General features: G+C 38.6%; 23 protein-coding genes and 2 other annotated features. Of the genes, 6 read left to right on the top strand and 17 right to left on the bottom strand.

What is annotated here, in order from left to right; translation table 11 throughout:
• Positions 1–27 precede the first annotated feature (27 nt).
• The gene (gene pyc, locus V7068_RS07100; RefSeq protein ID WP_499711825.1) at positions 28–3,465 is read right to left on the bottom strand and encodes a pyruvate carboxylase; all 3,438 of its coding nucleotides are present in this window, start codon (positions 3,463–3,465) and stop codon (positions 28–30) included.
• Positions 3,466–3,996: 531 nt separating this feature from the next.
• The gene (locus V7068_RS07095) at positions 3,997–4,278 is read right to left on the bottom strand and encodes an Fpa/YlaN family protein (RefSeq protein ID WP_127759672.1); all 282 of its coding nucleotides are present in this window, start codon (positions 4,276–4,278) and stop codon (positions 3,997–3,999) included.
• A 157-nt stretch (positions 4,279–4,435) separates the two neighbouring features.
• Here V7068_RS07095 and V7068_RS07090 point away from each other — a divergent pair, with 157 nt between their 5' ends.
• Positions 4,436–4,942, top strand: a complete 507-nt coding sequence (locus tag V7068_RS07090; protein ID WP_499711823.1) for a peptidyl-prolyl cis-trans isomerase — start codon at positions 4,436–4,438, stop codon at positions 4,940–4,942.
• A 182-nt stretch (positions 4,943–5,124) separates the two neighbouring features.
• Here V7068_RS07090 and V7068_RS07085 read toward each other — a convergent pair whose 3' ends face one another.
• Positions 5,125–6,453, bottom strand: a complete 1,329-nt coding sequence (locus tag V7068_RS07085; RefSeq protein WP_252294088.1) for a PhoH family protein — start codon at positions 6,451–6,453, stop codon at positions 5,125–5,127.
• 162 nt (positions 6,454–6,615) lie between these two features.
• Between V7068_RS07085 and V7068_RS07080 the strand changes: the two genes are divergently transcribed.
• Together V7068_RS07080 and V7068_RS07075 are read left to right on the top strand one after the other, a co-directional pair.
• A complete protein-coding gene (locus V7068_RS07080) occupies positions 6,616–7,215 on the top strand; it encodes a YhcN/YlaJ family sporulation lipoprotein (protein WP_499711820.1) in 600 nt (199 codons plus the stop codon).
• Between the two features lie 144 nt (positions 7,216–7,359).
• Complete coding sequence (locus tag V7068_RS07075; protein WP_119116170.1) at positions 7,360–7,560, top strand: YlaI family protein; 201 nt, start codon at positions 7,360–7,362, stop codon at positions 7,558–7,560.
• Positions 7,561–7,787: 227 nt separating this feature from the next.
• Here V7068_RS07075 and V7068_RS07070 read toward each other — a convergent pair whose 3' ends face one another.
• The 3 genes from V7068_RS07070 to typA are packed head-to-tail and all read right to left on the bottom strand — an operon-like array spanning position 7,788 to position 10,247.
• Complete coding sequence (locus tag V7068_RS07070; protein WP_499711818.1) at positions 7,788–8,075, bottom strand: hypothetical protein; 288 nt, start codon at positions 8,073–8,075, stop codon at positions 7,788–7,790.
• A gap of 8 nt (positions 8,076–8,083) precedes the next feature.
• Positions 8,084–8,389, bottom strand: a complete 306-nt coding sequence (locus V7068_RS07065) for a YlaH-like family protein (RefSeq protein WP_119116168.1) — start codon at positions 8,387–8,389, stop codon at positions 8,084–8,086.
• A 19-nt stretch (positions 8,390–8,408) separates the two neighbouring features.
• On the bottom strand, positions 8,409–10,247 hold the full coding sequence (gene typA, locus V7068_RS07060; protein ID WP_499711816.1) for a translational GTPase TypA: 1,839 nt from the start codon (positions 10,245–10,247) through the stop codon (positions 8,409–8,411).
• A 122-nt stretch (positions 10,248–10,369) separates the two neighbouring features.
• On the opposite strand from typA, the gene V7068_RS07055 reads away from it, so the two are divergent.
• Positions 10,370–10,555: a YlaF family protein gene (locus V7068_RS07055; RefSeq protein ID WP_182480513.1), complete on the top strand. Its 186-nt coding sequence runs from the start codon at positions 10,370–10,372 to the stop codon at positions 10,553–10,555.
• A gap of 62 nt (positions 10,556–10,617) precedes the next feature.
• Here the strand turns inward: V7068_RS07055 and V7068_RS07050 are convergent, their stop codons facing one another.
• Complete coding sequence (locus tag V7068_RS07050; RefSeq protein WP_499711814.1) at positions 10,618–11,412, bottom strand: inositol monophosphatase family protein; 795 nt, start codon at positions 11,410–11,412, stop codon at positions 10,618–10,620.
• A gap of 424 nt (positions 11,413–11,836) precedes the next feature.
• A complete protein-coding gene (locus V7068_RS07045; RefSeq protein WP_252289833.1) occupies positions 11,837–12,034 on the bottom strand; it encodes a YkzI domain-containing protein in 198 nt (65 codons plus the stop codon).
• Positions 12,035–12,215: 181 nt separating this feature from the next.
• Between V7068_RS07045 and V7068_RS07040 the strand changes: the two genes are divergently transcribed.
• Complete coding sequence (locus V7068_RS07040) at positions 12,216–12,836, top strand: YktB family protein (protein WP_499711812.1); 621 nt, start codon at positions 12,216–12,218, stop codon at positions 12,834–12,836.
• Between the two features lie 60 nt (positions 12,837–12,896).
• Here V7068_RS07040 and trpA read toward each other — a convergent pair whose 3' ends face one another.
• The 9 genes from trpA to V7068_RS06995 form a co-directional block, all read right to left on the bottom strand.
• Complete coding sequence (gene trpA / locus V7068_RS07035; protein ID WP_499711810.1) at positions 12,897–13,682, bottom strand: tryptophan synthase subunit alpha; 786 nt, start codon at positions 13,680–13,682, stop codon at positions 12,897–12,899.
• Positions 13,675–14,880, bottom strand: coding sequence for a tryptophan synthase subunit beta (gene trpB / locus V7068_RS07030; RefSeq protein WP_499711808.1), 1,206 nt, complete (start codon positions 14,878–14,880; stop codon positions 13,675–13,677). The genes trpA and trpB overlap by 8 nt, the downstream gene beginning before the upstream one ends.
• Positions 14,877–15,506: a phosphoribosylanthranilate isomerase gene (locus V7068_RS07025; protein WP_499711806.1), complete on the bottom strand. Its 630-nt coding sequence runs from the start codon at positions 15,504–15,506 to the stop codon at positions 14,877–14,879. The genes trpB and V7068_RS07025 overlap by 4 nt, the downstream gene beginning before the upstream one ends.
• A 10-nt stretch (positions 15,507–15,516) precedes the next feature.
• Positions 15,517–16,290, bottom strand: a complete 774-nt coding sequence (trpC, locus tag V7068_RS07020) for an indole-3-glycerol phosphate synthase TrpC (RefSeq protein ID WP_499711804.1) — start codon at positions 16,288–16,290, stop codon at positions 15,517–15,519.
• Positions 16,291–17,313 carry an anthranilate phosphoribosyltransferase gene (gene trpD / locus V7068_RS07015; RefSeq protein WP_499711802.1) on the bottom strand — a complete coding sequence of 341 codons (1,023 nt, stop codon included), beginning with the start codon at positions 17,311–17,313 and terminating at the stop codon, positions 16,291–16,293.
• Positions 17,314–17,341: 28 nt separating this feature from the next.
• Positions 17,342–17,938, bottom strand: a complete 597-nt coding sequence (locus V7068_RS07010) for an anthranilate synthase component II (protein WP_499711800.1) — start codon at positions 17,936–17,938, stop codon at positions 17,342–17,344.
• Entirely contained in the window at positions 17,935–19,329 is a 1,395-nt protein-coding gene (gene trpE / locus V7068_RS07005; RefSeq protein WP_499711798.1) for an anthranilate synthase component I, read from the bottom strand. Before trpE ends, V7068_RS07010 begins: the two co-directional genes overlap by 4 nt.
• Before the next feature lie 79 nt (positions 19,330–19,408).
• Positions 19,409–19,627 (bottom strand) — a binding site (T-box leader).
• Positions 19,628–19,724: 97 nt separating this feature from the next.
• Positions 19,725–19,963 (bottom strand) — a binding site (T-box leader).
• Between the two features lie 80 nt (positions 19,964–20,043).
• Positions 20,044–20,316, bottom strand: a complete 273-nt coding sequence (locus V7068_RS07000) for a UPF0223 family protein (RefSeq protein ID WP_499711796.1) — start codon at positions 20,314–20,316, stop codon at positions 20,044–20,046.
• 52 nt (positions 20,317–20,368) lie between these two features.
• Entirely contained in the window at positions 20,369–21,328 is a 960-nt protein-coding gene (locus tag V7068_RS06995; protein ID WP_499711794.1) for an NAD(P)H-dependent flavin oxidoreductase, read from the bottom strand.
• A gap of 254 nt (positions 21,329–21,582) precedes the next feature.
• On the opposite strand from V7068_RS06995, the gene V7068_RS06990 reads away from it, so the two are divergent.
• The gene (locus tag V7068_RS06990; protein ID WP_499711792.1) at positions 21,583–23,067 is read left to right on the top strand and encodes an aminotransferase class I/II-fold pyridoxal phosphate-dependent enzyme; all 1,485 of its coding nucleotides are present in this window, start codon (positions 21,583–21,585) and stop codon (positions 23,065–23,067) included.
• Positions 23,068–23,157 lie beyond the last annotated feature (90 nt).

Here is a 23,157-nt window from a genome sequence, read left to right as displayed (position 1 = left end):
ATAGAATGGTGGACTATTTATTATCTCTTACTTAGACAGTTCAATTAATAAATCACCTGTACTAATTGCTTCACCATCTTTTACATAGATATCTTGAATCGTACCAGAGAATGGTGCTTGTACAGTCGTTTCCATCTTCATTGCTTCTGTAATGATTAAGTGATCCCCTTGCTTTACTTGATCTCCTTTTTCAACCACTACTTTGATTACAGTTCCAGGCATTGTTGCTCCAATTTGATTTTTATTTTTCGGATCAGCTTTTACTTTAGCTACAACCGATGATTTAATATTTTCATCCTTTATAATAACTTCACGTGATTGACCATTTAATTCAAAATAAACAACACGTGTACCATCCGCTAATGGCTGTCCTAAAGAAACTAGTTTCACAATCAATGTTTTCCCTGTTTCAATCTCAACTTCTATTTCTTCTCCTAATCGCATTCCGTGCAGGAATGTAGGTGTATCAAGGTTTGAAACATCATCAAATTGCTCTATTGTTTTCACATAATCTAGAAACACCTTTGGATATAGAGCATACGCGATGACATCTTTCTTAGACACTGAACGACCGACTTCTTTCGTCAACTCTACTTGTAACGCATCGAAATCTACAGGTTCTAGCAATTCACCCGGACGTACAGTAATAGGTTTCTTCCCTTTTAAAATCACTTCTTGCAGCTCTTTCGGAAATCCGCCAACTGGTTGGCCTAAATAGCCTTCAAATAATTCAATAACAGAGTCTGGAAAATCAATCGTTTTTCCTTTCGTTAGCACATCTTCTTCTGATAAGTTATTTTGGACCATAAAGAGAGCCATGTCACCTACAACTTTAGAAGACGGGGTTACTTTTACGATATCACCGAACATGATATTGACACGCTGGTACATTTCCTTCACTTCATTCCAGCGGTCACCTAATCCAACAGCTTTTGCTTGTTGTTGCAGATTGCTGTACTGGCCACCAGGCATTTCATGTTTATATACTTCTGCATGCGGTGCATTCATACCACTTTCAAAGTCACGGTAATACTTACGAACATCTTCCCAATACTGTGATAATTGTTCAAGTGCATCAATATTAAGCTTCGGTTGTCGTGCTGTCCCCTCTAATGCGTAATGCAGCGTTTGAATACTTGGCTGTGACGTTAAACCTGCTAATGATCCAATTGCTGTATCCACAATATCTACTCCTGCTTCAATCGCTTTAGAGTACATAAAAATCCCATTACCGCTTGTATCGTGAGAATGCAAATGAATTGGAAGCGATACGCTGTCTTTCAATTCCGAAATAAGACGATATGCTGCTTCTGGTTTCAATAAACCAGCCATATCTTTAATAGCTAAAATATGAGCACCCGTTTGTTCTAATTCTTTTGCCATATTTTTATAATAATCAATATTGTATTTCGCTCGACTCGGATCATTTAAGTCACCTGTATAACAGATAGTCGCCTCAGCAATCTTTCCTGATTGACGAACGGCATCAATCGCAACTTCCATGCTTTTTACCCAGTTTAAGCTATCGAAGATTCGGAATACATCAATACCTGTTTCAGCCGATTGTTGAACAAATTCACGAATAACATTATCTGGATAATTTTTATACCCTACTGCATTCGATGCTCTAAGTAACATTTGGAACAGCGTATTCGGCACTTTCTTTCTCAACTTCTCGAGTCGATCCCATGGATCTTCCTTCAAGAAGCGATACGCCACATCAAACGTCGCTCCCCCCCACATTTCTAAAGAGAACAAATCAGGCAATAACTTCGAAGTTGGTTCAGCAATATCTAATATATCCTTCGAACGGATTCTCGTTGCAAGCAATGATTGATGTGCATCACGGAACGTTGTATCGGTAATCAATACTTCCTTTTTCTCTTTAATCCACTTAACAAGCCCTTCTGCACCTTGTTCATTCAAAATATTCTTTGTGCCTGCTATAGTCGGTAAATCCTGAACAGCTGGAATAATCGGCTCATCAAAGACCGGCTTTTTATGTTTTTCAACACCTGGGAAGCCATTTACCGTCACATTTCCTATATAAGAAAGCATTTTTGTACCACGGTCTTTTCGAACAGGAAAATCAAAAAGTTCCGGCGTTGTATCAATAAACGATGTATCATATTGACCCGTTAAAAACTTTTCATGTTGGACAACATTTTCAAGGAATGGAATGTTTGTCTTAATCCCTCGAATTCGAAACTCTCTTAAATTTCGAACCATTTTCGACGCTGCTTTTTCAAAAGAAATGGCATGAGTTGATAGTTTGACAAGCAGTGAGTCGTAGTAAGGAGTAATGACCGCACCTTGGAAGGCATTTCCTGCATCCAAGCGGGCACCAAAACCGCCACCAGAACGATACACCATAATTCTTCCTGTATCCGGCATAAAGTTGTTTAAAGGATCTTCTGTTGTAACACGAGACTGAATTGCAAAACCATGTGTTGTAATCTCTGATTGAGCTGGAATACCAATGACATCGCTATGTAAGCTATGACCTTCCGCAATTAAAATTTGTGACTGAACAATATCAATTCCAGTAATCATTTCTGTAATCGTATGCTCTACTTGAACACGAGGATTCACTTCAATGAAATAAAACTCATCGTTAGCCACAAGGAATTCTACTGTACCGGCATTGACATAGTTTACATTTTTCGATATTTTCACGGCCGCTTCACAAATACGTTCTCTTAATTCATTTGATAGTGAAACAGAAGGAGCTACTTCGACCACTTTTTGATGACGTCTTTGTACAGAGCAGTCACGTTCATATAAATGAACAATATTTCCTTGTGTATCAGCAAGAATTTGCACTTCAATATGCTTTGGATTTTGAATAAATCGTTCCACATATACTTCATCGTTTCCGAATGCAGCTTTTGCTTCAGATTTTGCGCGTGCATACGCTTCCTCTACTTCGTCTACCTGATGAACAATCCTCATGCCTCGACCGCCGCCGCCAAGAGAAGCTTTAATAATAATCGGAAAACCATACTGCTTACCAAAATCGGAAACTTCTTCAACATTTGCAACAGGTCCATCACTACCAGGAATGACAGGAATATCGGCTAACTCCGCTTGTGTTCTAGCCTTTACCTTATCTCCAAACATATCTAGATGCTGTGTTTCTGGTCCAATAAAAATAATGCCTTCTTCTTCACATCTTTTCGCAAATTCAATATTTTCAGACAAAAAGCCATAACCTGGATGAATGGCATCTACACCGCTCATTTTTGCGATTTCAATAATTCCCTCAATATCTAAATAGGCATCAATCGGTTTTTTCCCTTCACCCACAAGATAAGCTTCATCCGCTTTATATCGGTGGTATGAGCCATAGTCTTCTTTTGAATAAATAGCTACTGTACGAATATTTAGTTCCGTACAAGCCCTAAAAATTCTAATCGCAATTTCTCCCCTATTTGCTGCGAGTACTTTCTCTATTTTTCTCCCCATTTGTTCCACCTGCTTCTATAATATTTTTTGCTCTATAGAAAAAAAGACGAGAGGGAACTCTCAACTTTTTATTCTTATAATCACTTTGTTAATATCATATTACCGGAAACCTAATGCCTAAAAGCAAAACATCAACCACTATGTTAATATACCATTTTTTTCAAGTCGATTGAAGTAAGCGCTTTCTTATATATTACTGCAGAAAAATGAATATTATTCCATGCTTATTTTAGAATAAGAATTCTTTTGAATAACTAATCCTAAAATGGTATTCATCCATTTTTCTTACATAATACTCTAACAATAATACTAATATGGTATGAATTCAAGATAAAAAATCAAAAAATTCTATTTTTTTGAATGAAAGTACAAACATATCCAAGTATTCATGTACACAAAAACGAGCACAAACGGCCCTCTTCTCTGCCATTTTATTAAAAAAGGCAGTTAATTTTGGCAACTATGTATTAAACAACACCTAAAATAAAAAACTCAAACAATCATCGAGATTTGTTTGAGTTTAGCATATATTTATTTCTTTGTAGACGCATCATGTAAAATGGACAGTTCTCTCTCCAATGCTTCTAATAGTGCTTTACCTTCTACTTCCTCTACTAACCCTAAACGGACCGCAAAATCAATTTCACGCGATAGGCCGAACATTTGAGTATCGAGCACCTCTTCATAAAGAGGACACTGAGGCATAGTAAGATTATCCATTTGTACTTTGATTAGTTTAAGTATCTTGTCAGCATCTGCTTTTAATAAAGCATAAGCTTTTTCTCGATGATTGATAAGCATTTCAGATGCCATATGAAATCCCCCCGCTCAAGAAGCGATTAAATCTTATCTTTAAATTTTACCTGTAGTTGACTAAAAAAGCAAGGACATCTACTCGTTCTCAAGGTGTGACATTTTCTTTATTTTTGATTATACTAAGTAATGTCATTAACAGAAGGGAATGAGCAATTTGGAATCAATCGTGTTTATTAACGGCAAGGTGAAATTTCCGATTACATTGGATCCAGGTGTTTGGATTTTCGACGATCGCAAAGTTGAAATCGATACATATTTTGATAAAGATAATGTAGTAGTGGATGAATTAGAAGACTATACACAAAAAGCTGCTGAACACTGGCAAAAAGAAATTCGTGAAGGAGCAACTATGCCTCCTACTTTGAAAACAGAACGAAAATTTGAAAAAATCAAACTCATGACAGGCACATTCGGTATTCCTTTTAAGCCATTTTTACAAAATGCTGTTCCTGAAGAAGGAGCAACCGAAATCATCGTGACAGCTGACGGAAAAGAATTAAGCTTTCCTATCGAAGTAGCAAACGAATTTTTCCTCGGTTTCTCTAAAGAAGGTAAACCGCTTCGCTTGGAAGAAGATGGAGGACCAGTACATATTTATTTGGGAGACGGCTCTAATCGAGATAATCCCATTAAAAACGTTAAATCGTTTACAGTAAAGTAAAACTTTCATCAATGAGAGTCTCCTTGATCCCCACTGATGATTAGTCACCAAGCGGACCTATACGACAAAAGCTAGGCGACTGTCCTCCTAAGCTTAAGATGGAAGTCTTACTGCCCGTTAAGCACGGAGAAAAAGAGCTTCACAAGAAACGGCAAGCTAATCAATCTTGCCGTTTCTATTCGTTATAATAGATTGGCAGCTAATTGTGCTAATCCTGAGCGCTCCCCTTTTACTAACTTTACATGTCCAGCAATCTTTTCTTGTTTAAATTTTTCCACTACATATGTCAAGCCATTGTTATACTCATCTAGGTAAGGATGATCAATCTGCTCAGGATCACCCATTAACACAATTTTACTGCGATCACCTACACGAGTTAAAATGGTTTTCACCTCATGCTTCGTTAAATTTTGAGCCTCATCAATGATAATAAATTGATCAGGGATACTTCTTCCACGGATATACGTTAATGCCTCTACCTCAATTGAACTCATACCGGCAAGAATCGCATCCAGTTCTCCTGGTTTCTTTGTATTAAATAAATATTCTAGATTATCAAAAATCGGCTGCATCCAAGGTCGTAGCTTCTCCTCTTTTTCTCCTGGTAAATATCCAATATCCTTGCCAACTGGGACAATCGGTCTGGCTACAAGCAATTTCTTATAAATCCCTTGATCTTCTGTTTGAAGCAGTCCTGCCGCTAAAGCAAGTAACGTTTTTCCTGTGCCCGCTTTACCAATTAACGTAACAAGAGGTAAATCCTTTCGAAGTAAAATATCCAACGCCATCGTTTGCTGCACATTCCGGGGCTTAATCCCCCAAATATGTTCACCTTCATAATGTAGTTTCTTTACCATTTTTTTGTGATCATCTACCATGCCTATAGCTGAAGCAGAACCACCAAGCTCATCCTTCATCAATAAAAATTGATTTGGAAAATAAGTCTCTTTTTTTAATTCCGATAGCAACAAATGCCCTTTCATATAAAATTGGTTTAATTTATCTACCGTGACATAGATTTCTTTAAACCCAGGATAAATATGATCCAATTCAACGACACGGTCATTTAAGAAATCTTCCGATTCAAGACCGATAGCATCAGCCTTTACTCGAACAAGCGTGTCTTTACTAACTAAAATAACCGCTTTTCCGTCTGGCTTCGTTTCCTCCTCTAATGAAATATTTTTCGCTACAGCTAAAATGCGATTATCATTCGTTTTTTCTACAAAAATTTCTTGAAGCTCATGAAATGAACGATGATTCAGTTCAATTCTTAACTTCCCACCATTGTGAAGGGGAATCCCGTCATGCAGTTTTCCTTTTTCTCGAAAACCGTCAATTAATTTCGATACTTGCCTTGCATTCCTACCAATTTCATCCATGTAGCGTTTTTTTGAATCCAATTCCTCTAAAACAACTGCTGGGATAACAACTTCATTCGCTTCAAAAGAAAAAATTGAATACGGGTCCTGCAACAGGACATTTGTATCTAATACATAGATTTTCCCCAAGATAATCCCCCTGCCTACTTTTGTCAGTATTGTCGTACTCTTTTGACTGCTTCCTGTATCTTATGTAGCGGACGAGACTGTTGATAAAATATATGTTTCATTGCATAAAGATAGAAGAACATTTACAGACTATAAACAAAATGTCGTAAATGGGGGTACATTATGCAAAAATTTTGTTGGATGATTCTTGCTATCATCATTGTTGGAGGATGTTCTCAGAACGAACAAGGCAGAGAAATAAATGACAATCAGCGACCTAACATCACAGAAGTGAAAAATACGAATATACAGGAGACAGATCGGAAGTCCGGAGCCGAAACTGCCAAAAGACTAACCGATTTAGCTGTTAAAGTGCCTCACGTCAATGATGCAACAGCCGTAGTCCTTGGAAAATATGCAATTGTCGGTATTGATATCGATCAAGATATCGATCGATCACAAGTCGGTACTATTAAGTATTCCGTTGGTGAAGCTTTGCAACAAGATCCATACGGTGCTTATGCAACAATTGTCGCTGACCCTGATTTAAATGAAAGAATCAGGGAAGTTGCTGCTGATATTGAAAATGGCCAGCCTATCCGAGGTATATTAAATGAGCTTTCGGATATTACAAGCCGAATTATCCCAGAAGTTCCTGGTGATCTCGTAGAACAAACACCAAACAAGGTGATGAATGAACAAAAACAAACGATCGATAATGAGAAAGAACAAAAAATGTTGGAAGACAAACAAAATAAACAATCGAATGGTCATCTAGACTAAGGAAGCTTACGGCTGCTCTAAACTGAGCAGTCTCTTATATTTAATAAGGGCTGTTAAATAATATTGTTGATAAAATGATTTTTGGCCCAGCGATTGTAAACATGGTATACTACTTATATCTGACATTAAAAGCGAGGGTCTAAAATGAAGGTCAAATGCGTCATATGTGATCAAATTGAAACACTTTCGGATGATGCTCCCGAGGCAAAAAAACTGCGCAATCGTCCTATACATACCTTTATGTGTCAAACATGCTATGCACGAATTGAGAAACGGACAAATGAACGAATGGCAACAGGAAAGTTCCACTTATACCGTACAGCTGTTCAAGAAGATGAGTGGTAAAAAATAATACCAGCAGATGAACTTATACGGCTGCTAGAGGGGCTAGATATTTACGCTCAACATAATAGCTATACCCTTTTATCAAAACAACTTCAAACCGCTTGCAAATTCCTTTGAACTACCCCCACCTACTCACTGGGCTGTCGCCCTTCACATTCCTTAAGGTCGGGGGATTCTCGTCTATTTCCTATAAAAAAAGCCGTGCAACATTTGCACGGCTTTTGCTTTTACTCATCAACATTCCGATATTTATCTGGTGTTAATTCAATTTGATTTAACATTACATCAATCATCTCGATTGGAAAACGCTTCTGCTGCTCGCTTCCATCTTTCCAAAACGTAATAAAATAAAATGGCGACTCTTTCATTACTGAAAGATGGCTAAGCTGATGATCCTCTTCTAACAGACGGCTAAAAAACTGTTCCGTTTGTTTAGCCGCCGTGTCAGTCGGTCTTGCATCACAGACTACTTTAATCGTGAGCCAATTATAAAGTGCATCCTGTAATGATTTCATCTACAGCTTTACGCCCCTTCTTTTTTTGATTGTTTAAGACGCATACGATAAATACCAAGCACAATGGCTGCAATGACGAGCCCTTCCGCCATCGGAAGAAACACTCCAAGAAAACAAAGCATTGTACATCCAAACGCCATTACCGTATAGATCACTATATTTTTAAGCAAAGGCAATTTTTTGGCAAAACCTAACTGATACACAAGGATACATAATCCAAAAATCGTTAAATATAAATACCACATTCCTGCTTCAGGATTTTCATCGACCCGATATAGTGCTGCAAAAAACGATAATCGCTCTTGGATATCCATGCTTTATTCCTCCTAGCGCTTACTTTGTTTCCGCATATTTTTTCTTTTTCGCTGATTTTTCACGTTCGTTTTTCTCTAGAATTTTCTTACGAAGACGAATAGATTCTGGAGTTACTTCCAAGTATTCATCATCAGCCAAGTACTCTAACGCTTCCTCTAGAGACATGATTCTTGGCTTTTTCATAGAAGTTGTTTGGTCTTTATTCGCTGAACGCATGTTTGTCATTTGCTTTGCTTTTACAACGTTAACTGTCAAATCGTTTTCGCGATTGTGTTCTCCAACAATCATACCTTCGTATACTTCTGTACCTGGTTCAACGAAAATGACACCGCGGTCTTCAACACCCATAATCCCGTATTGAGTCGCTTTACCATTTTCCATTGAAACAAGAACTCCTTGACGACGTCCACCTACTTGACCTGATTGCATTGGTTGGTAGCTATCAAATGTATGGTTCATAATTCCATAACCACGAGTTAATGTTAAAAACTCCGTTGAGTAACCAATTAATCCACGTGCTGGTACGTTGAAAAGTAAACGGACTTGGCCGCTGCCGTTATTGATCATATCAAGCATTTCACCTTTACGAGCACCAATCGATTCCATAATTGATCCTGTATGCTCTTCTGGTACATCGATTTGCACACGCTCTACAGGCTCACAACGTACACCGTCAATTTCACGTACAATAACTTCTGGTTTTGATACTTGCAGCTCATAGCCTTCACGACGCATGTTTTCAATCAAAATAGATAGGTGAAGCTCACCACGGCCGGATACGACCCAAACATCTGGTGAATCGGTATTCTCAACACGTAAGCTTACATCTGTTTGTAATTGAGTACGAAGACGTTCTTCAATTTTACGAGCTGTAACAAATTTACCTTCACGACCCGCAAATGGACTATTATTCACAAGGAATGTCATTTGAAGAGTTGGTTCGTCAATACGTAAAACTGGCAGTGCTTCTGGATGTTCCGTTGGACAGACTGTTTCACCAACGTTGATGTCTTCCATACCTGAAACAGCAATTAAGTCACCAGGGAAAGCTTCTTCAATTTCTACCCTTTTCAAACCGATGAAACCAAAGATTTTCGTTACACGGAATGATTTAACCGTTCCATCAAGCTTCATAAGAGATACTTGTTGACCCACATGCATTTTCCCGCGGAATACACGACCGATTCCGATACGGCCTACATAGTCGTTATAATCAAGCAAAGCAACTTGGAATTGTAACGGTTCTTCACTATTATCAACTGGAGCAGGAACCGTCTCAACAATCGTTTCAAATAATGGCACCATGTTTTCTTCTTGTTTTGCCGGGTCTGTACTTGATGTACCCGCAATACCTGAAGCATAAATAACCGGGAATTCTAACTGATCTTCCTCAGCACCTAATTCAATAAATAAATCCAATACCTCATCGACAACTTCTTCTGGGCGAGCTGAATCTTTATCGATTTTGTTTACAACAACGATTGGTGCAAGCTTTTGTTCTAATGCTTTTTTCAACACAAAACGTGTTTGCGGCATACAGCCTTCATAAGCATCGACAACAAGGATGACACCATCCACCATTTTCATGATTCGTTCTACTTCACCACCGAAGTCGGCATGTCCTGGTGTATCAAGAATATTGATACGTGTATCTTCATATTGAACAGCTGTAGTTTTCGCAAGAATCGTAATTCCGCGTTCTCTTTCGATGTCATTTGAATCCATTGCACGTTCTTCTACATGTTCATTTTCACGAAATGTACCAGATTGCTTTAACAGCTGATCCACAAGTGTTGTTTTCCCATGGTCAACGTGGGCAATGATAGCTATATTTCGAATATTTTCTCTTAATTTCAAAAAATTCACTCCTAAACAGTTGGTGTATTCGTATCTTTAATATTAGCTTACACATTATATCACAAACATAGTAGAAACAAATACAGAAATTATGTACAATATAACTATTAGGGGTGAAAATTATGAAAATCAAATGGCCATTTTTAATTTTAGCAATATTAGCCACAATCTGTATTGGTTCAATTGGTATATCCATTGCCGAAAAAAGCATATTAGGAATTGTAGCAGCAATCATTATCCTTTGTGGAATCATGGGATTTGGCTTTACCCAAAAGAAGAAATGGCGTGAAGCTGGTAAATTAGATTAACAACATCCTTTTAAAAAAATCGCCGAATGATACGGCGATTTTTTTATGGGTGTACCTCAAGTTTATCTCTTTAAAATATACTCTTCCAAAACAGATTCGTGAAAGCCCGATTTCGCTGCAAATAATGAACCGCCTTTTATGTAATCTAAATTTCCCCCAAACAAATCGCTTACTTTTCCACCTACCTCTTCAACAAGGATTGAACCTGCTGCAAAGTCCCAAGGTGATAAACGCATCGTGATATACGCATCAATTCTTCCTGCTGCAACAAAGGCAAGCTCTAAAGCTGCTGATCCATATGAGCGAGTGCCGCGAACATCATTGACTAAAGCAGCTAAGATAGCAGGATTAATTCGTTTATTCGTAACAATCCAACTCGCATTGATGGACAAAATCGCTTCCTCTACACCTACCTCGGATAGCGGAGATAATGGATGATGATTCAAGTAGGCTCCTTCTCCTTTTATAGCGTGGTACAGTTCATCATGAACGACGTCATACACCATCCCTACTTTTCCGACTCCATCCTCATAAATGGCTAATGAAATAGCAAAATTGCGTTGTTGATGAATAAAATTCAGTGTCCCATCAATCGGATCAATAATCCAAACAATTCCTTTTAAATCATTGATATCATGCCCCATTCCTTCTTCACCAAAAATACGATGTCCTGGAAAGGTTTCTTTAATTTTGCTTACAAAAAACCGCTCTGTTTCCTTATCCATATTGGTTACTAAATCATTCGGGTTCGTTTTTGTTTCAATATTTAATTCCATTGCAAAGGACTCTCTTAACTTTGCTCCGGCTTCTTTAATCCATTTTTTTGCATATTGATCCATTTCTTTAATTGATGCCACCTAAATCCCCACCCTTGTTTTCTGCAACTTACTTCTATCAAGTTCTTTATCCTTACATTGATCATTCACATTAAATCGCTTCAATTTTTTAACAATTTGTTTCTTAATTTTGCCACAACTTATCAGAAAAGTGCAAGCGCTTGGGCTCGCTCTTTTTTACAAGACTTTCCTAAAAATAAGCAGCGTTGAAAAATGATAGACAAAACGCTTATTTTCATATCACATGATGATGCAAATTTTTGCATAGCTGTCTGTTATAGAACGTTGTTGATTAACGAAGCCTTTTGGTTATAAAATATAAAAATGAAAGGCGGACACTTTTACTTTACGTACGAAGTGTCCGCCTAGCTTTTATATAAGGTTTTGCACGCAACATCGTTCATGTCAAATACCAATTTCTCCTTTATTCAGTTCACTTCGTATGCTACAATGCTTTCAGTTTTAATAATTCTAAGCGAATGCGCTCTAGCTTTTGCTTACATTGTGATTTTTTATTTTCATTTTTTTCTTCAAGTGCTTCAAAAAGGGTTGCTAATTCATAGTCCATTTCCATTCGTAAAACCGCAGCTCTATGTCTTTCAACTTCTTTAGCCTTTAACGCTTGGTTCATGACTTGTTTCATAATTAACATTCTCCCTTCCTTAATTAACAAAATTTTCAGATTTGTTTATATATTTATCTTATCATATGATGTCCGACAAAAAATAGCAACAAATTTATACGCTAATTCACCGATAATTTTTTATTTTTTTTTATTCGCTATGCTAAGATAAGCTGAGAAAGTTCAATAGGAGAGATGTTTAATGAATCAAGTACACTTTACAGCAAACGATTTCAACACATTTACAATTGATGGTCTTGAAGAACGCATGGACGCCTTAAAAGAAAGAATTCGCCCAAAGCTTCAGGACCTTGGTGACTACTTTGCCCAGCAATTATCCATTATGACAGGAGAAGAAATATTTCCACATGTCGCTAAGCATGCACGTCGAACCATTAATCCACCAAAGGATACATGGGTCGCTTTTGCGGCTAACCGCCGCGGCTATAAAATGATGCCGCATTTCCAAATCGGATTATGGGAAACCCATCTATTCGTTTGGTTTGCTGTTATTTACGAAGCTCCAAATAAAGCAGAATTCGGCAAAAGACTTGAAGAAAATGCCGAGTTATTAAAAAACATCGTACCAGAAAACTTTGTCTGGTCTATCGATCATATGAAACCTGATGTTATTCCTCATACCGGATTGAATACAGAAGATTTACTTTCCATGTTCAAACGACTTCAAACTGTTAAAAAAGCAGAGATTCTCTGTGGTATTCAGATTCCGCGTGAAGAAGCAGTTCAATTAACGGATAAGGAGTTAATTGATACAATCCAATACACATTTGAAACGTTATTACCGCTATATAAATTGCAGTAAGAACAAACTAAGCATCATCGAAACGAATGATGCTTAGTTTATTTTAAATGGTAGTACACCTTACTGTTGCACTTGCTTTTTACTCGCTTGAATCAATTCGATAATATCTTGTTTACGATTTTGCTCAAGGCTTTCGATAATTTTGCTGCCTACGATGACTCCGTCACAATATTTTGTTGCACTGCGAACATGTTCTGGAGTAGAAATACCGAACCCTGCTAAGACTGGAACAGGACTGATTTCTTTTACTTGTTCTAGATAAGCTCCTACCTCACTGCCGAATGCTTCACGCGCTCCTGTAATACCCGTGACCGTTACCGCATAAATAAATCCTTGTGCACTTTCCGCAATTTCAGCCATTCTTTCTTTCGATGATGTTAAGGTCACTAAACGAATCAAATGGATTCCCGCCTCTTGAATCGGAGCGAATAAACCTTCCTCTTCTACAGGAACATCCGGAATAATACAGCCGGCAATCCCCGCTTTTACGCAATCAGTCACAAACTGCCCGATGCCATAGGCTAAAATTGAGTTGCTATATCCCATGAAAATAAGCGGAATCGAAACGTCTTCTCGGATATTCACTAATTCCTCTAAAATTTTCTTTAATGTCGTGCCATTGTTAAGTGCGCGAATGCCTGCACGCTGGATAACTGGACCATCTGCTACTGGATCTGAAAAAGGAATCCCAAGCTCAACAGCAGTCGCTCCCTGCTGTTCAAAAAATAACAATTGCTCTTTTAAACTAGAAAGCTCGCCATCTCCCGCCATAATATAAGGAATGAATGCTTTTTCACCATTCTGCTCACAGCTTTTTAGTGCCATAGCTAGTCGATTATTACTCATGTTCACTACCCCCTAATCTCGCTTGAACAGTTTCGACATCTTTATCTCCACGTCCTGAAAGACAGATGACGATCCCTTCCTCTTGTTTCATTTGCTTAGCTAATTTAAAGCCGTAAGCAATCGCATGGGAGCTTTCAAGGGCTGGAATAATCCCTTCTTCCTTCGAAAGCATCTGAAGAGCCTCTAACGCCTCTTCATCCGTAACAGATGTATAGGTCACTCGGTTAATGTCCTTTAAGTAACTATGCTCTGGGCCTACTCCAGGATAATCTAGTCCAGCTGAAATCGAATGAGCTTCTTGAATTTGTCCATCTTCATCTTGTAGTAAATACATATAAGCACCATGAAGCACACCTGGTTTTCCCTTTGTTAAGCTTGCTGCATGAAGTGCTGTGTCCAGTCCATGTCCAGCTGCTTCGACACCGTACATTTGAACAGACTCGTCTTCTACAAACGGATAAAACATGCCCATCGCATTACTGCCGCCGCCAATACATGCAACAACAGCGTGAGGCAAACGATCTTCTTCTTCAAGATACTGCTTTCTCGTTTCCTTTCCAATCACACTTTGGAAGTCCCTTACAATCACTGGAAATGGATGCGGCCCTAATACAGATCCCATAATATAGTGTGTATCTTCCACATGGGCCACCCAATAGCGAAGCGCTTCATTTACAGCATCCTTCAGCGTACCGCTGCCTTGAGAAACAGACACAACTTTCGCGCCTAATAGCTCCATCCGAAACACATTTAATTTTTGACGTCGAATATCTTCACTGCCCATGAAAATAATACATTCTAAGTTTAGAAGTGCACATACCGTAGCTGTTGCCACCCCATGTTGCCCTGCTCCTGTTTCAGCGATGACTTTTTTCTTCCCCATTCTTTTCGTTAACAACGCCTGACCAATTGTATTATTAATTTTGTGGGCACCTGTGTGATTTAAATCTTCACGCTTTAAATAAATTTTTGCTCCGCCAGCTAGCTTTGTTAAATTTTCAGCAAAATAAAGCGGTGTCTCGCGGCCGATATATTTTTCTAAATAATAGTCTAATTGTTTTTTAAATTCCGGGTCTTGTTTCGCTTGTTCGTATACGTCTTCTAATTCAGTAATGGCATGCATTAGTGTTTCTGGAACAAAACGACCACCGTAAACCCCAAAATGCCCTGTTTGATCTGGTTGTACGTATTTACTCATTGTTCATTCCTCGTTTCTGTCGTGCTTTGCTTCGCCTGCAAAACGAAAGCCCGCATTTTTTGTTCATCCTTTACGCCGTCCGTTTCTACCCCGCTCGCTACATCCACACCAAACGGCTTTACGACCTGAATTGCTTCGGCTACATTATCGGCTGTAAGGCCGCCTGCTAAGATGATTTTTTCAAATGGTAAAGATGCAGCAGCAAGAGCGTTCCAATCTAATGTTTTAGCTCTCTGTACGGATTTTGGATTCTTTGGTAAATCAACTAAATAATAATCAGCTGGATAGTTTACTAGTTTCGTAAAATCAGCGCTCGACTCAATCGAGAATGCTTTAATTACAGGAAGAGGCATGCGGCTTGCAAGCTCTGCTGATTCTTGGCCATGTAATTGGATATAATCTAACCCTGCAAGAGCGGCTGTACGGATAATATCTGCTTCACTTTGATTGGAGAATACACCCACTTTTTTAATATGCTGCGGTAATTCTTTTGCAATAGCACAAGCCTCTTCTGGCTCAATTTTACGACTGCTCTCTGCAAAAATAAAACCGATAAAATCCGTCCCAGCGTCCGCTGCTATTTGCGCTGCTTCTACCGTTTTAACGCCACAAATTTTTACAAACATGATGATCTCCTTATAACGTCAATTGAAACTGCTTTAATGTTTCCGGTAAATCAGCGGCTTGCATCAATGTTTCTCCAACAAGAATGCCTCTTGCACCCGCTTTCTTCACACGTTCTACATCCGCTACCGTTTTAATGCCACTTTCACTAATAATAAGATGACGATTAGAATCCAAGCGACTTGCTAGTCTCTCCGTCACAGCTAAATCGACTTCAAATGTTTTCAAATTACGATTATTAATGCCAATAATTTCTGCATCTATCGCTAAAGCTCTCTCTAATTCTTCTTCATCATGTACTTCTGTCAAAACATCTAATCCTTTTTGTTTCGCATACGTATAAAGAGCTTGCAATCGCTCTTGCGATAGAGCGGCAACAATTAATAAAATAACCGTGGCCCCTGATTCATACGCGCGATCAATTTGAATTTCATCGACCATAAAATCTTTGCATAATCTCGGAATTTCTACATGCTGACTCACCTGTTGCAAGTCTTCAATACGCCCTTTAAAAAACTTTTCATCAGTTAAAACGGAAATAGCCGTCGCTCCATTTCGTTCATACGTTAATGCTTGCTCTACAGGATTTACATCTAAATTAATTTCTCCTTTAGATGGTGAAGCTCGCTTAATTTCAGCAATGACCGACATTGATGTGGCAGTTCGTAATTGTTCAACCAGCGAGGACCGCTTCACTTGAAGCGCCTCACCCGTTAATCCGGTTTCCTTTAATCTTGCTACTTCTCTTTCTTTCTCGTCAATGATTTTCGTTAGAATATTCCCCATTTATTGCACCACCTTATTTGATGTACTATGTGTAATAAGTGCTTGAAGCTTAGCTAGCGCAGCTCCGCTATCAATACTTTCTTGCGCAATCTCAATTCCTTCTTGAATCGTTGCCGCTTTTCCGTAAGCATATAACCCTAAGCCTGCATTTAAAAGAACTGTATCGCGATACGCTCCTTTTTCACCTTTTAATAATCGCAAAAGAATATCCGCATTTTCTTTTGCATCTCCACCTTTAATAGCCGTATTATCATACACTGGCAAACCAACTTCATGAGGGTGAAGAGTAAAAGAAGTTACCTTTCCTTGATCAAGTAGTGCAAGGAAGTTTTCTCCTTGTAAACTCGCTTCATCCATAAAACCAGCGCCGTTTACAACGACAGCACGCTCTCTGCCGATTTTATTTAACGAGCTCGCGATTGTCTCAAGCATATCACGACGATTGATGCCAAGTAACTGTGTATTCAATTTTACAGGATTTGTTAAAGGTCCGATAAGGTTAAAAATTGTTGGAATTTTCAATTCCTTTCTTACCTTCATAATTCTGGCCGTTTTCGGATGAACAGATGGTGCGAACAAAAACGTAATCCCAATCTCCTCTAATAAAGACTCCATTTTTTCTTTTTCAAGATATAGGTTAATGCCTAGTGCCTCCAGCACATCGGCACTGCCTGTTTTACTCGAAATGCTTCGATTGCCATGCTTAGCAACCTTTACTCCTGCTCCAGCCAACACGAAGGCCGATGTTGTACTAATATTAAAGCTTTGTGAGCCATCTCCGCCTGTTCCACAGTTATCCATCACATTAATGCTGTTTGTCTCTACCGTTTTCGCTTGCTCACGCATTACTTTCGCTAAACTTGCAATCTCTTCTGCTGTCTCTCCCTTTGATTTTAAACCAATCATAAAGGCCGCAATTTCACTATCCGTGACCTCTTCACTAAATAACGTTTGGGTTGCTCTACTCATCTCTTCTGCCGTCAAATTTTGACGCTCTGCTAACTTTTCTAAATATTGTTTCACCCTTAACTCCCCCATTCGCTTTCTTTACTTAAACAGATGTTTCAATATGATAAAGAAGTGCTATTTTATAGAATTCATGCAATAACTCTTTTCCTGTCTTGGTCCCAATTGATTCTGGATGGAATTGCAAACCGTATAGCGGATAACTCTGATGTTTCAACGCCATAATTTCTCCGTCATCTAAAGATGTTGCCGTCACTTCAAGCTCTTCTGGCAAACTTGCTCTTTCAACGACTAACGAGTGATAGCGCATAACCGGAAATTCTACTTCTTGTTTAGCAAATAAATCCGTTCCCGTACTTTTAATCACAGACGTTTTTCCATGCATAATATTTTTAGCGCCAATCACATTTGCTCCAAATGCTGCACCAATCGCTTGATGACCAAGGCAAATCCCTAAAATTGGAATCTTTTTGTGAAATGCTTGAATAACGTCAATGCTCACGCCCGCTTCCTCTGGTCGGCCCGGCCCTGGAGAAATCACAATCGCTGTCGGTTGTAGTGCTTCAATTTCAGCAATCGTAATCTCATCATTCCGTTTGACGAGAATTTCTTGTTCCACTTCGCCTAAATATTGATATAAGTTATATGTGAAAGAATCATAGTTATCGATTAATAAAATCATTTTTTATGCACCTCCATAAGGGCTCTAGCTTTATTTTGTGTTTCTTCATATTCCTTGGTTGGGTTAGAATCATATACAATCCCCGCCCCTGCTTGCACATATGCTTTCTGATTTTTAATGATCATCGTTCGAATCGCTAAGGCCATATCTAAATTTCCACCATAGCTAATATATCCAATCGAGCCAGCATACACACCGCGCTTAGTATTCTCTAATTTATTAATCAATTCCATTGCGCGAATTTTAGGCGCTCCTGAAACGGTACCAGCCGGCAGACAAACCGTTAACGCATCCAAACTTGTAAATCCATCACGCAGTTCCCCGGTAATTTTGGAAGCAAGATGCATCACATGCTGATAACGTTCAATTTTCATTTCTTCTGTTAAATGAATCGAACCAATCTCACATACACGCCCTAAATCATTTCTTCCTAAATCAACAAGCATACGATGCTCTGCTAATTCTTTCTCATCAATGAGTAAGCTTTCTTCTAAGCCTTTGTCCTCTTCCAGCGTCTTTCCTCTTGGGCGTGTACCAGCAATGGGATTAACATTTACCGTTTTTTCAGATACACTAATGAGACTTTCTGGAGAAGAACCTAGTACCGTATAATCTCCAAACTCTAAATAGAACATATACGGCGATGGATTCGCTAATCGTAAGCGACGGTAGGCATCAAATGGCTTCCCGTTAAAAGGTGCTTGAAAGCGTTGCGACAGTACAATTTGGAATACTTCACCAGCTACAATCGCTTCTTTTGCGTCCACGACCAGTTGTTCAAATTCCGTTTGACTAAAATTAGATGAGAACTGCAGCGGTTCTGCTAACAGTTCCTCACTCGGAACATTCGGCTCTAAAATCATCTTTTTCATATTAGCAAGACTTGCTTCATAATCTTCTTCGCCTGTTAATAGATGAATTTTTTGTAATAAGTGATCAAACACAATTAATTGTTTAAAAAACAGAAAATGAGCATCTGGCATACCTAATTCGTCTTCTGGAACGTAACCGATATTTTCATATTGACGGATGACATCATACCCGATATACCCCATCGCTCCCCCGTTAAAAGGCGGCAATTCTACACCATCTGCTTCAACCTCAACAAGTAGCTCACGCTTTAAAAATTCGACGACTTTGATTTGTTCTTCGCTCGTTACTCCCGTTTCGTGATCAGTCACAACGACTTTATTTTCGATTGATTTTACTTCTAAATATGGGTCCGTACCAATATACGAATAGCGGCCATTATCTTGATGAGAATGAGAGCTTTCTAATAAAAATTTCTTCTCACCCTGCAACTTTTGAAAAATAGCAATTGGCGTATGGATATCTCCTTCGATTGTTTTTCCTTTAAACCGGATTTTTCTTTGTTGATTCACCTTATTCATCTTCTTATCCCCCTTATTAGAAAAGCGCAAGGCGCTATGTATTTTCCATATAAAAAAATCGTCCTCTACAAACNNGTTTGTAGAGGACGATTTAGACCGCGGTGCCACCTCAAATTGGAAAGGACTCTTTTTCTTTCCCTGCTCAATTCCGTTAACGGTGGAAATCCGGGTCCCTCTACTATCGTTCAAGACACCACTCATAAGTCCATTCATCTTTATATATCGTACCGGATTCCACCAACCCCGGCTCTCTGTAAACGCCTCTATAAAGATTACTACTCTTATTCATCGATTTGTTATATGAGAAAAGTGTGAGGCGTCTGGAGCCAGACACCAAAACATATCGGAAATTTTATCATCTCTACCTTTTAAAAAAATACAAAAAGGGCCCTCATCCAAAGGACGAGGAACCCGTGGTACCACCTTTATTAGCTTCGAAAAGCTCACTTTATAGCATTCTCTATTAGAATGCTTATCTCAAGTAACGATGAGACACATCGCCAAAGCCTACTCCATACTGTTTCGGTTTGGGGCTCGGAAGTCCATTCTCTTAATTTTGCTCACTGGTTTGCACCAACCACCAGCTCTCTATAGAACAACTTTTTAAGATACTACTCTTCGTCTTTGCCTGTATATTCATATAATTTATACTTGTTATGTTAGAACAATCCTTTAATAAAGTCAACAAATTTTCTAAAAATTTTCACAATAAAATCATTTCATTTGAATCCAACCATCATCGGTTGTTTCTTTTGCTTTTTTTATCACTTGATAGGCGGAATAACCACTGCTTTCTTGAAATTCATCGGTATAGTTTTTCTCATCCGCTTTTCCTGGCACAATTTCTTTGAAGCGTCGATACGCCTTCATCAGCTCTTCTTTTGAAACTTTACTTTCATACGCTTTTTCAATTGCTTCAAAAAAAGTAATTACATCCACAATTTCTTCTGTTGACCACGTATAGTCCATTGGATATTGATATTCCATTGTTTCGCACCTCTTTATTATATGTTTCTCTCTTGCTGTTCGGCACTTTCGTTTATTCTGCCCATTTATTTCGAATTTCTTCTGCTTGACCAATAATACGATCAAATAGCTCAGCGGTTGATGGAACATCATGAATTAATCCCATCACTTGTCCAGCCCAGCCGAATCCTTCCTCTTCAACACCATCGTAAATATAGCGTTGATTCGCTTGCCCGCTTATGTAATCTTTCAATTGCTCGTATCCGCCGTTTTCTTTCTCAATTTCTAAAATTTTATCTGTCCAATTATTTGCAATCGCTCGAGCTGGTGCTCCAATGGAACGTTTAATAACAACCGTATCATTTTCCGTCCCAGCTACTAAAGCGTTTTTATACAGTTCATGAGCATGGACACATTCCTTGACTGCAATAAATCGCGTACCCATCTCAATCCCTTCTGCGCCTAATGCTAATGCCGCCATTAAACCTCGACCATCCCCAAAGCCGCCTGAAGCAATAACAGGAATCTTAACAGAATCAACAACTTGAGGAATTAATACCGATGTTCCAATATCATCACGTCCTAAATGACCGCCTCCTTCTTGTCCAACAACCATGACCGCATCTGCACCTAATTGCTCGGCTTTCATCGCTTGTCGTCTTGCTGCAACAAGAACAAGTTTTTTAACTGGCGTATCTTTGACAAAATCTAAAAAAGGAGCCGGGTTTCCTCCCGTAACAGAAACAACCTTCACTTCTTCTTTCAAAGCTACTTCAAGAAAATGCTCATACGGACGCCCGTGATTACCAATGGCAAAATTAACACCAAATGGTTGGTCCGTCAAAGATTTTGTTTTTCGAATTTCTTCTTGAAGTTCTTCAGGTGTACGTAAAGACATCGCTGTTACTTGTCCAAGACCGCCTGCATTGGAAACCGCTGCAGCTAAATCAGCATATGCTAAATAGGCTAACCCCCCTTGAACAATTGGATATTTAATGCCTAACAATTCTGTAACACGCGTACTCCATTTCATTATAAGTCTCCCCCTTTTATTTGCGTTGTTAAATGACGTTATTACTACCTGAATGAACATAGCCTATCATTTACATGATTCCCATGATACCATCCATTATGGTATTTATTTATATTATTACAAATATTTACCAACCCCTCAATTTTCCGAGCTTATTTTTCGGAAATTTTCCTATGCAACGACATTTATACATGCTATAATTTCTCTTGTTTTATGCGAAATTTACATTGATTAAGAAATGGGGTCAAAAAGAATTGTCACAATATGAAACTCCTTTATATACTGGCTTAATCGATCATGCAAAAAAAAATCCGATTCAATTTCATATTCCTGGACATAAGAAAGGAAATGGAATGGATCCGGAATTTCGCGAATTTATTGGCGAAAACGCATTATCTATCGATTTAATTAATATCGCTCCGCTAGATGACCTTCATCGACCTAAAGGCATTATTAAACAAGCGCAGGATTTAGCAGCTGAAGCATTCGGAGCTGATCATACATTTTTCTCAGTTCAAGGAACAAGCGGTGCAATTATGACAATGGTTATGACAGTTTGTGGACCTGGAGATAAAATTATCGTCCCTCGAAATGTTCATAAATCGGTTATGTCAGCGATTGTATTCTCTGGAGCTGTACCTATTTTTATAAATCCAGAAATCGACAAAAACTTAGGGATTTCTCACGGTATTACAATAGATCAAGTGGAAAAAACATTACAGGAGCATCCTGATGCAAAAGGGTTACTTGTCATCAACCCAACCTATTTCGGCATTGCCGCGGATTTAAAGAGAATTGTCGAGACAGCTCATTCCCATAATGTACCTGTCCTCGTTGACGAAGCACACGGTGTTCATATTCATTTTCACGATGAATTACCTCTCTCAGCGATGCAGGCAGGCGCAGATATGGCCGCAACAAGCGTTCATAAGCTCGGCGGTTCTATGACGCAAAGCTCGATTTTAAATGTGAAAGAAGGGCTCATTCCCGTTAACCGTGTGCAGTCTATTCTTAGTATGTTAACAACAACCTCTACATCTTATATTTTACTAGCTTCCCTTGATACTGCTAGAAAACAATTGGCAACAAGAGGAAGAGAAATGATTGATGAAACGATTAAACTAGCCAATTATACACGCGATGCCATTAATAAAATTTCTTTTTTATATTGTGTAGGAAAAGAAATTTTAGGCAAGAAAGCCACATACAATTACGATCCAACTAAATTGATTATTTCAATCAAGGACTTAGGAATTACAGGATATGATGTTGAAAAGTGGCTTCGTGAAAAGCATAACATCGAGGTAGAATTATCGGACTTATATAATATCCTTTGTTTAGTTACACCAGGAGATACGAAAGCGGACGCTGATTCCCTTATTTTTGCTTTACAAGACTTAGCTGAGCAATTTAAAGGTGAAGCAAACGAGAATGATCCCGTTCGCGTTATACTGCCAAATACACCGAATCTTGCTTGTACGCCTAGAGACGCCTTCTATGCGGAAACAGAAGTTGTACCGATTGAAGAATCTATTAATCGCATTAGCGCTGAATTCATTATGGTATATCCGCCTGGCATCCCAATCTTCATTCCAGGGGAAATGATTACGGTTGAAAACATCACATATATTCAAAAAAATATAGAAGCAGGACTGCCTGTACAAGGACCTGAAGATCCTGAAATTAAATTTTTACGAGTAATTAAGAAACAACAACCTAGAAAAAGCTGGCTCACTTGAGTCAGCTTTTTCTAGTTACACTATTGATAAAATAAAGTGAACTTCCATCAGTGGGGGTTTTCCTTCCTCCCCCACTGATGGTTAGTCACG

It is taken from the genome of Bacillus sp. JJ634, assembly GCF_036962285.1.
In the GTDB taxonomy this organism is placed as follows: domain Bacteria; phylum Bacillota; class Bacilli; order Bacillales; family DSM-1321; genus Peribacillus; species Peribacillus asahii_A.
This window is presented reverse-complemented; position numbering and strand designations above follow the sequence as displayed.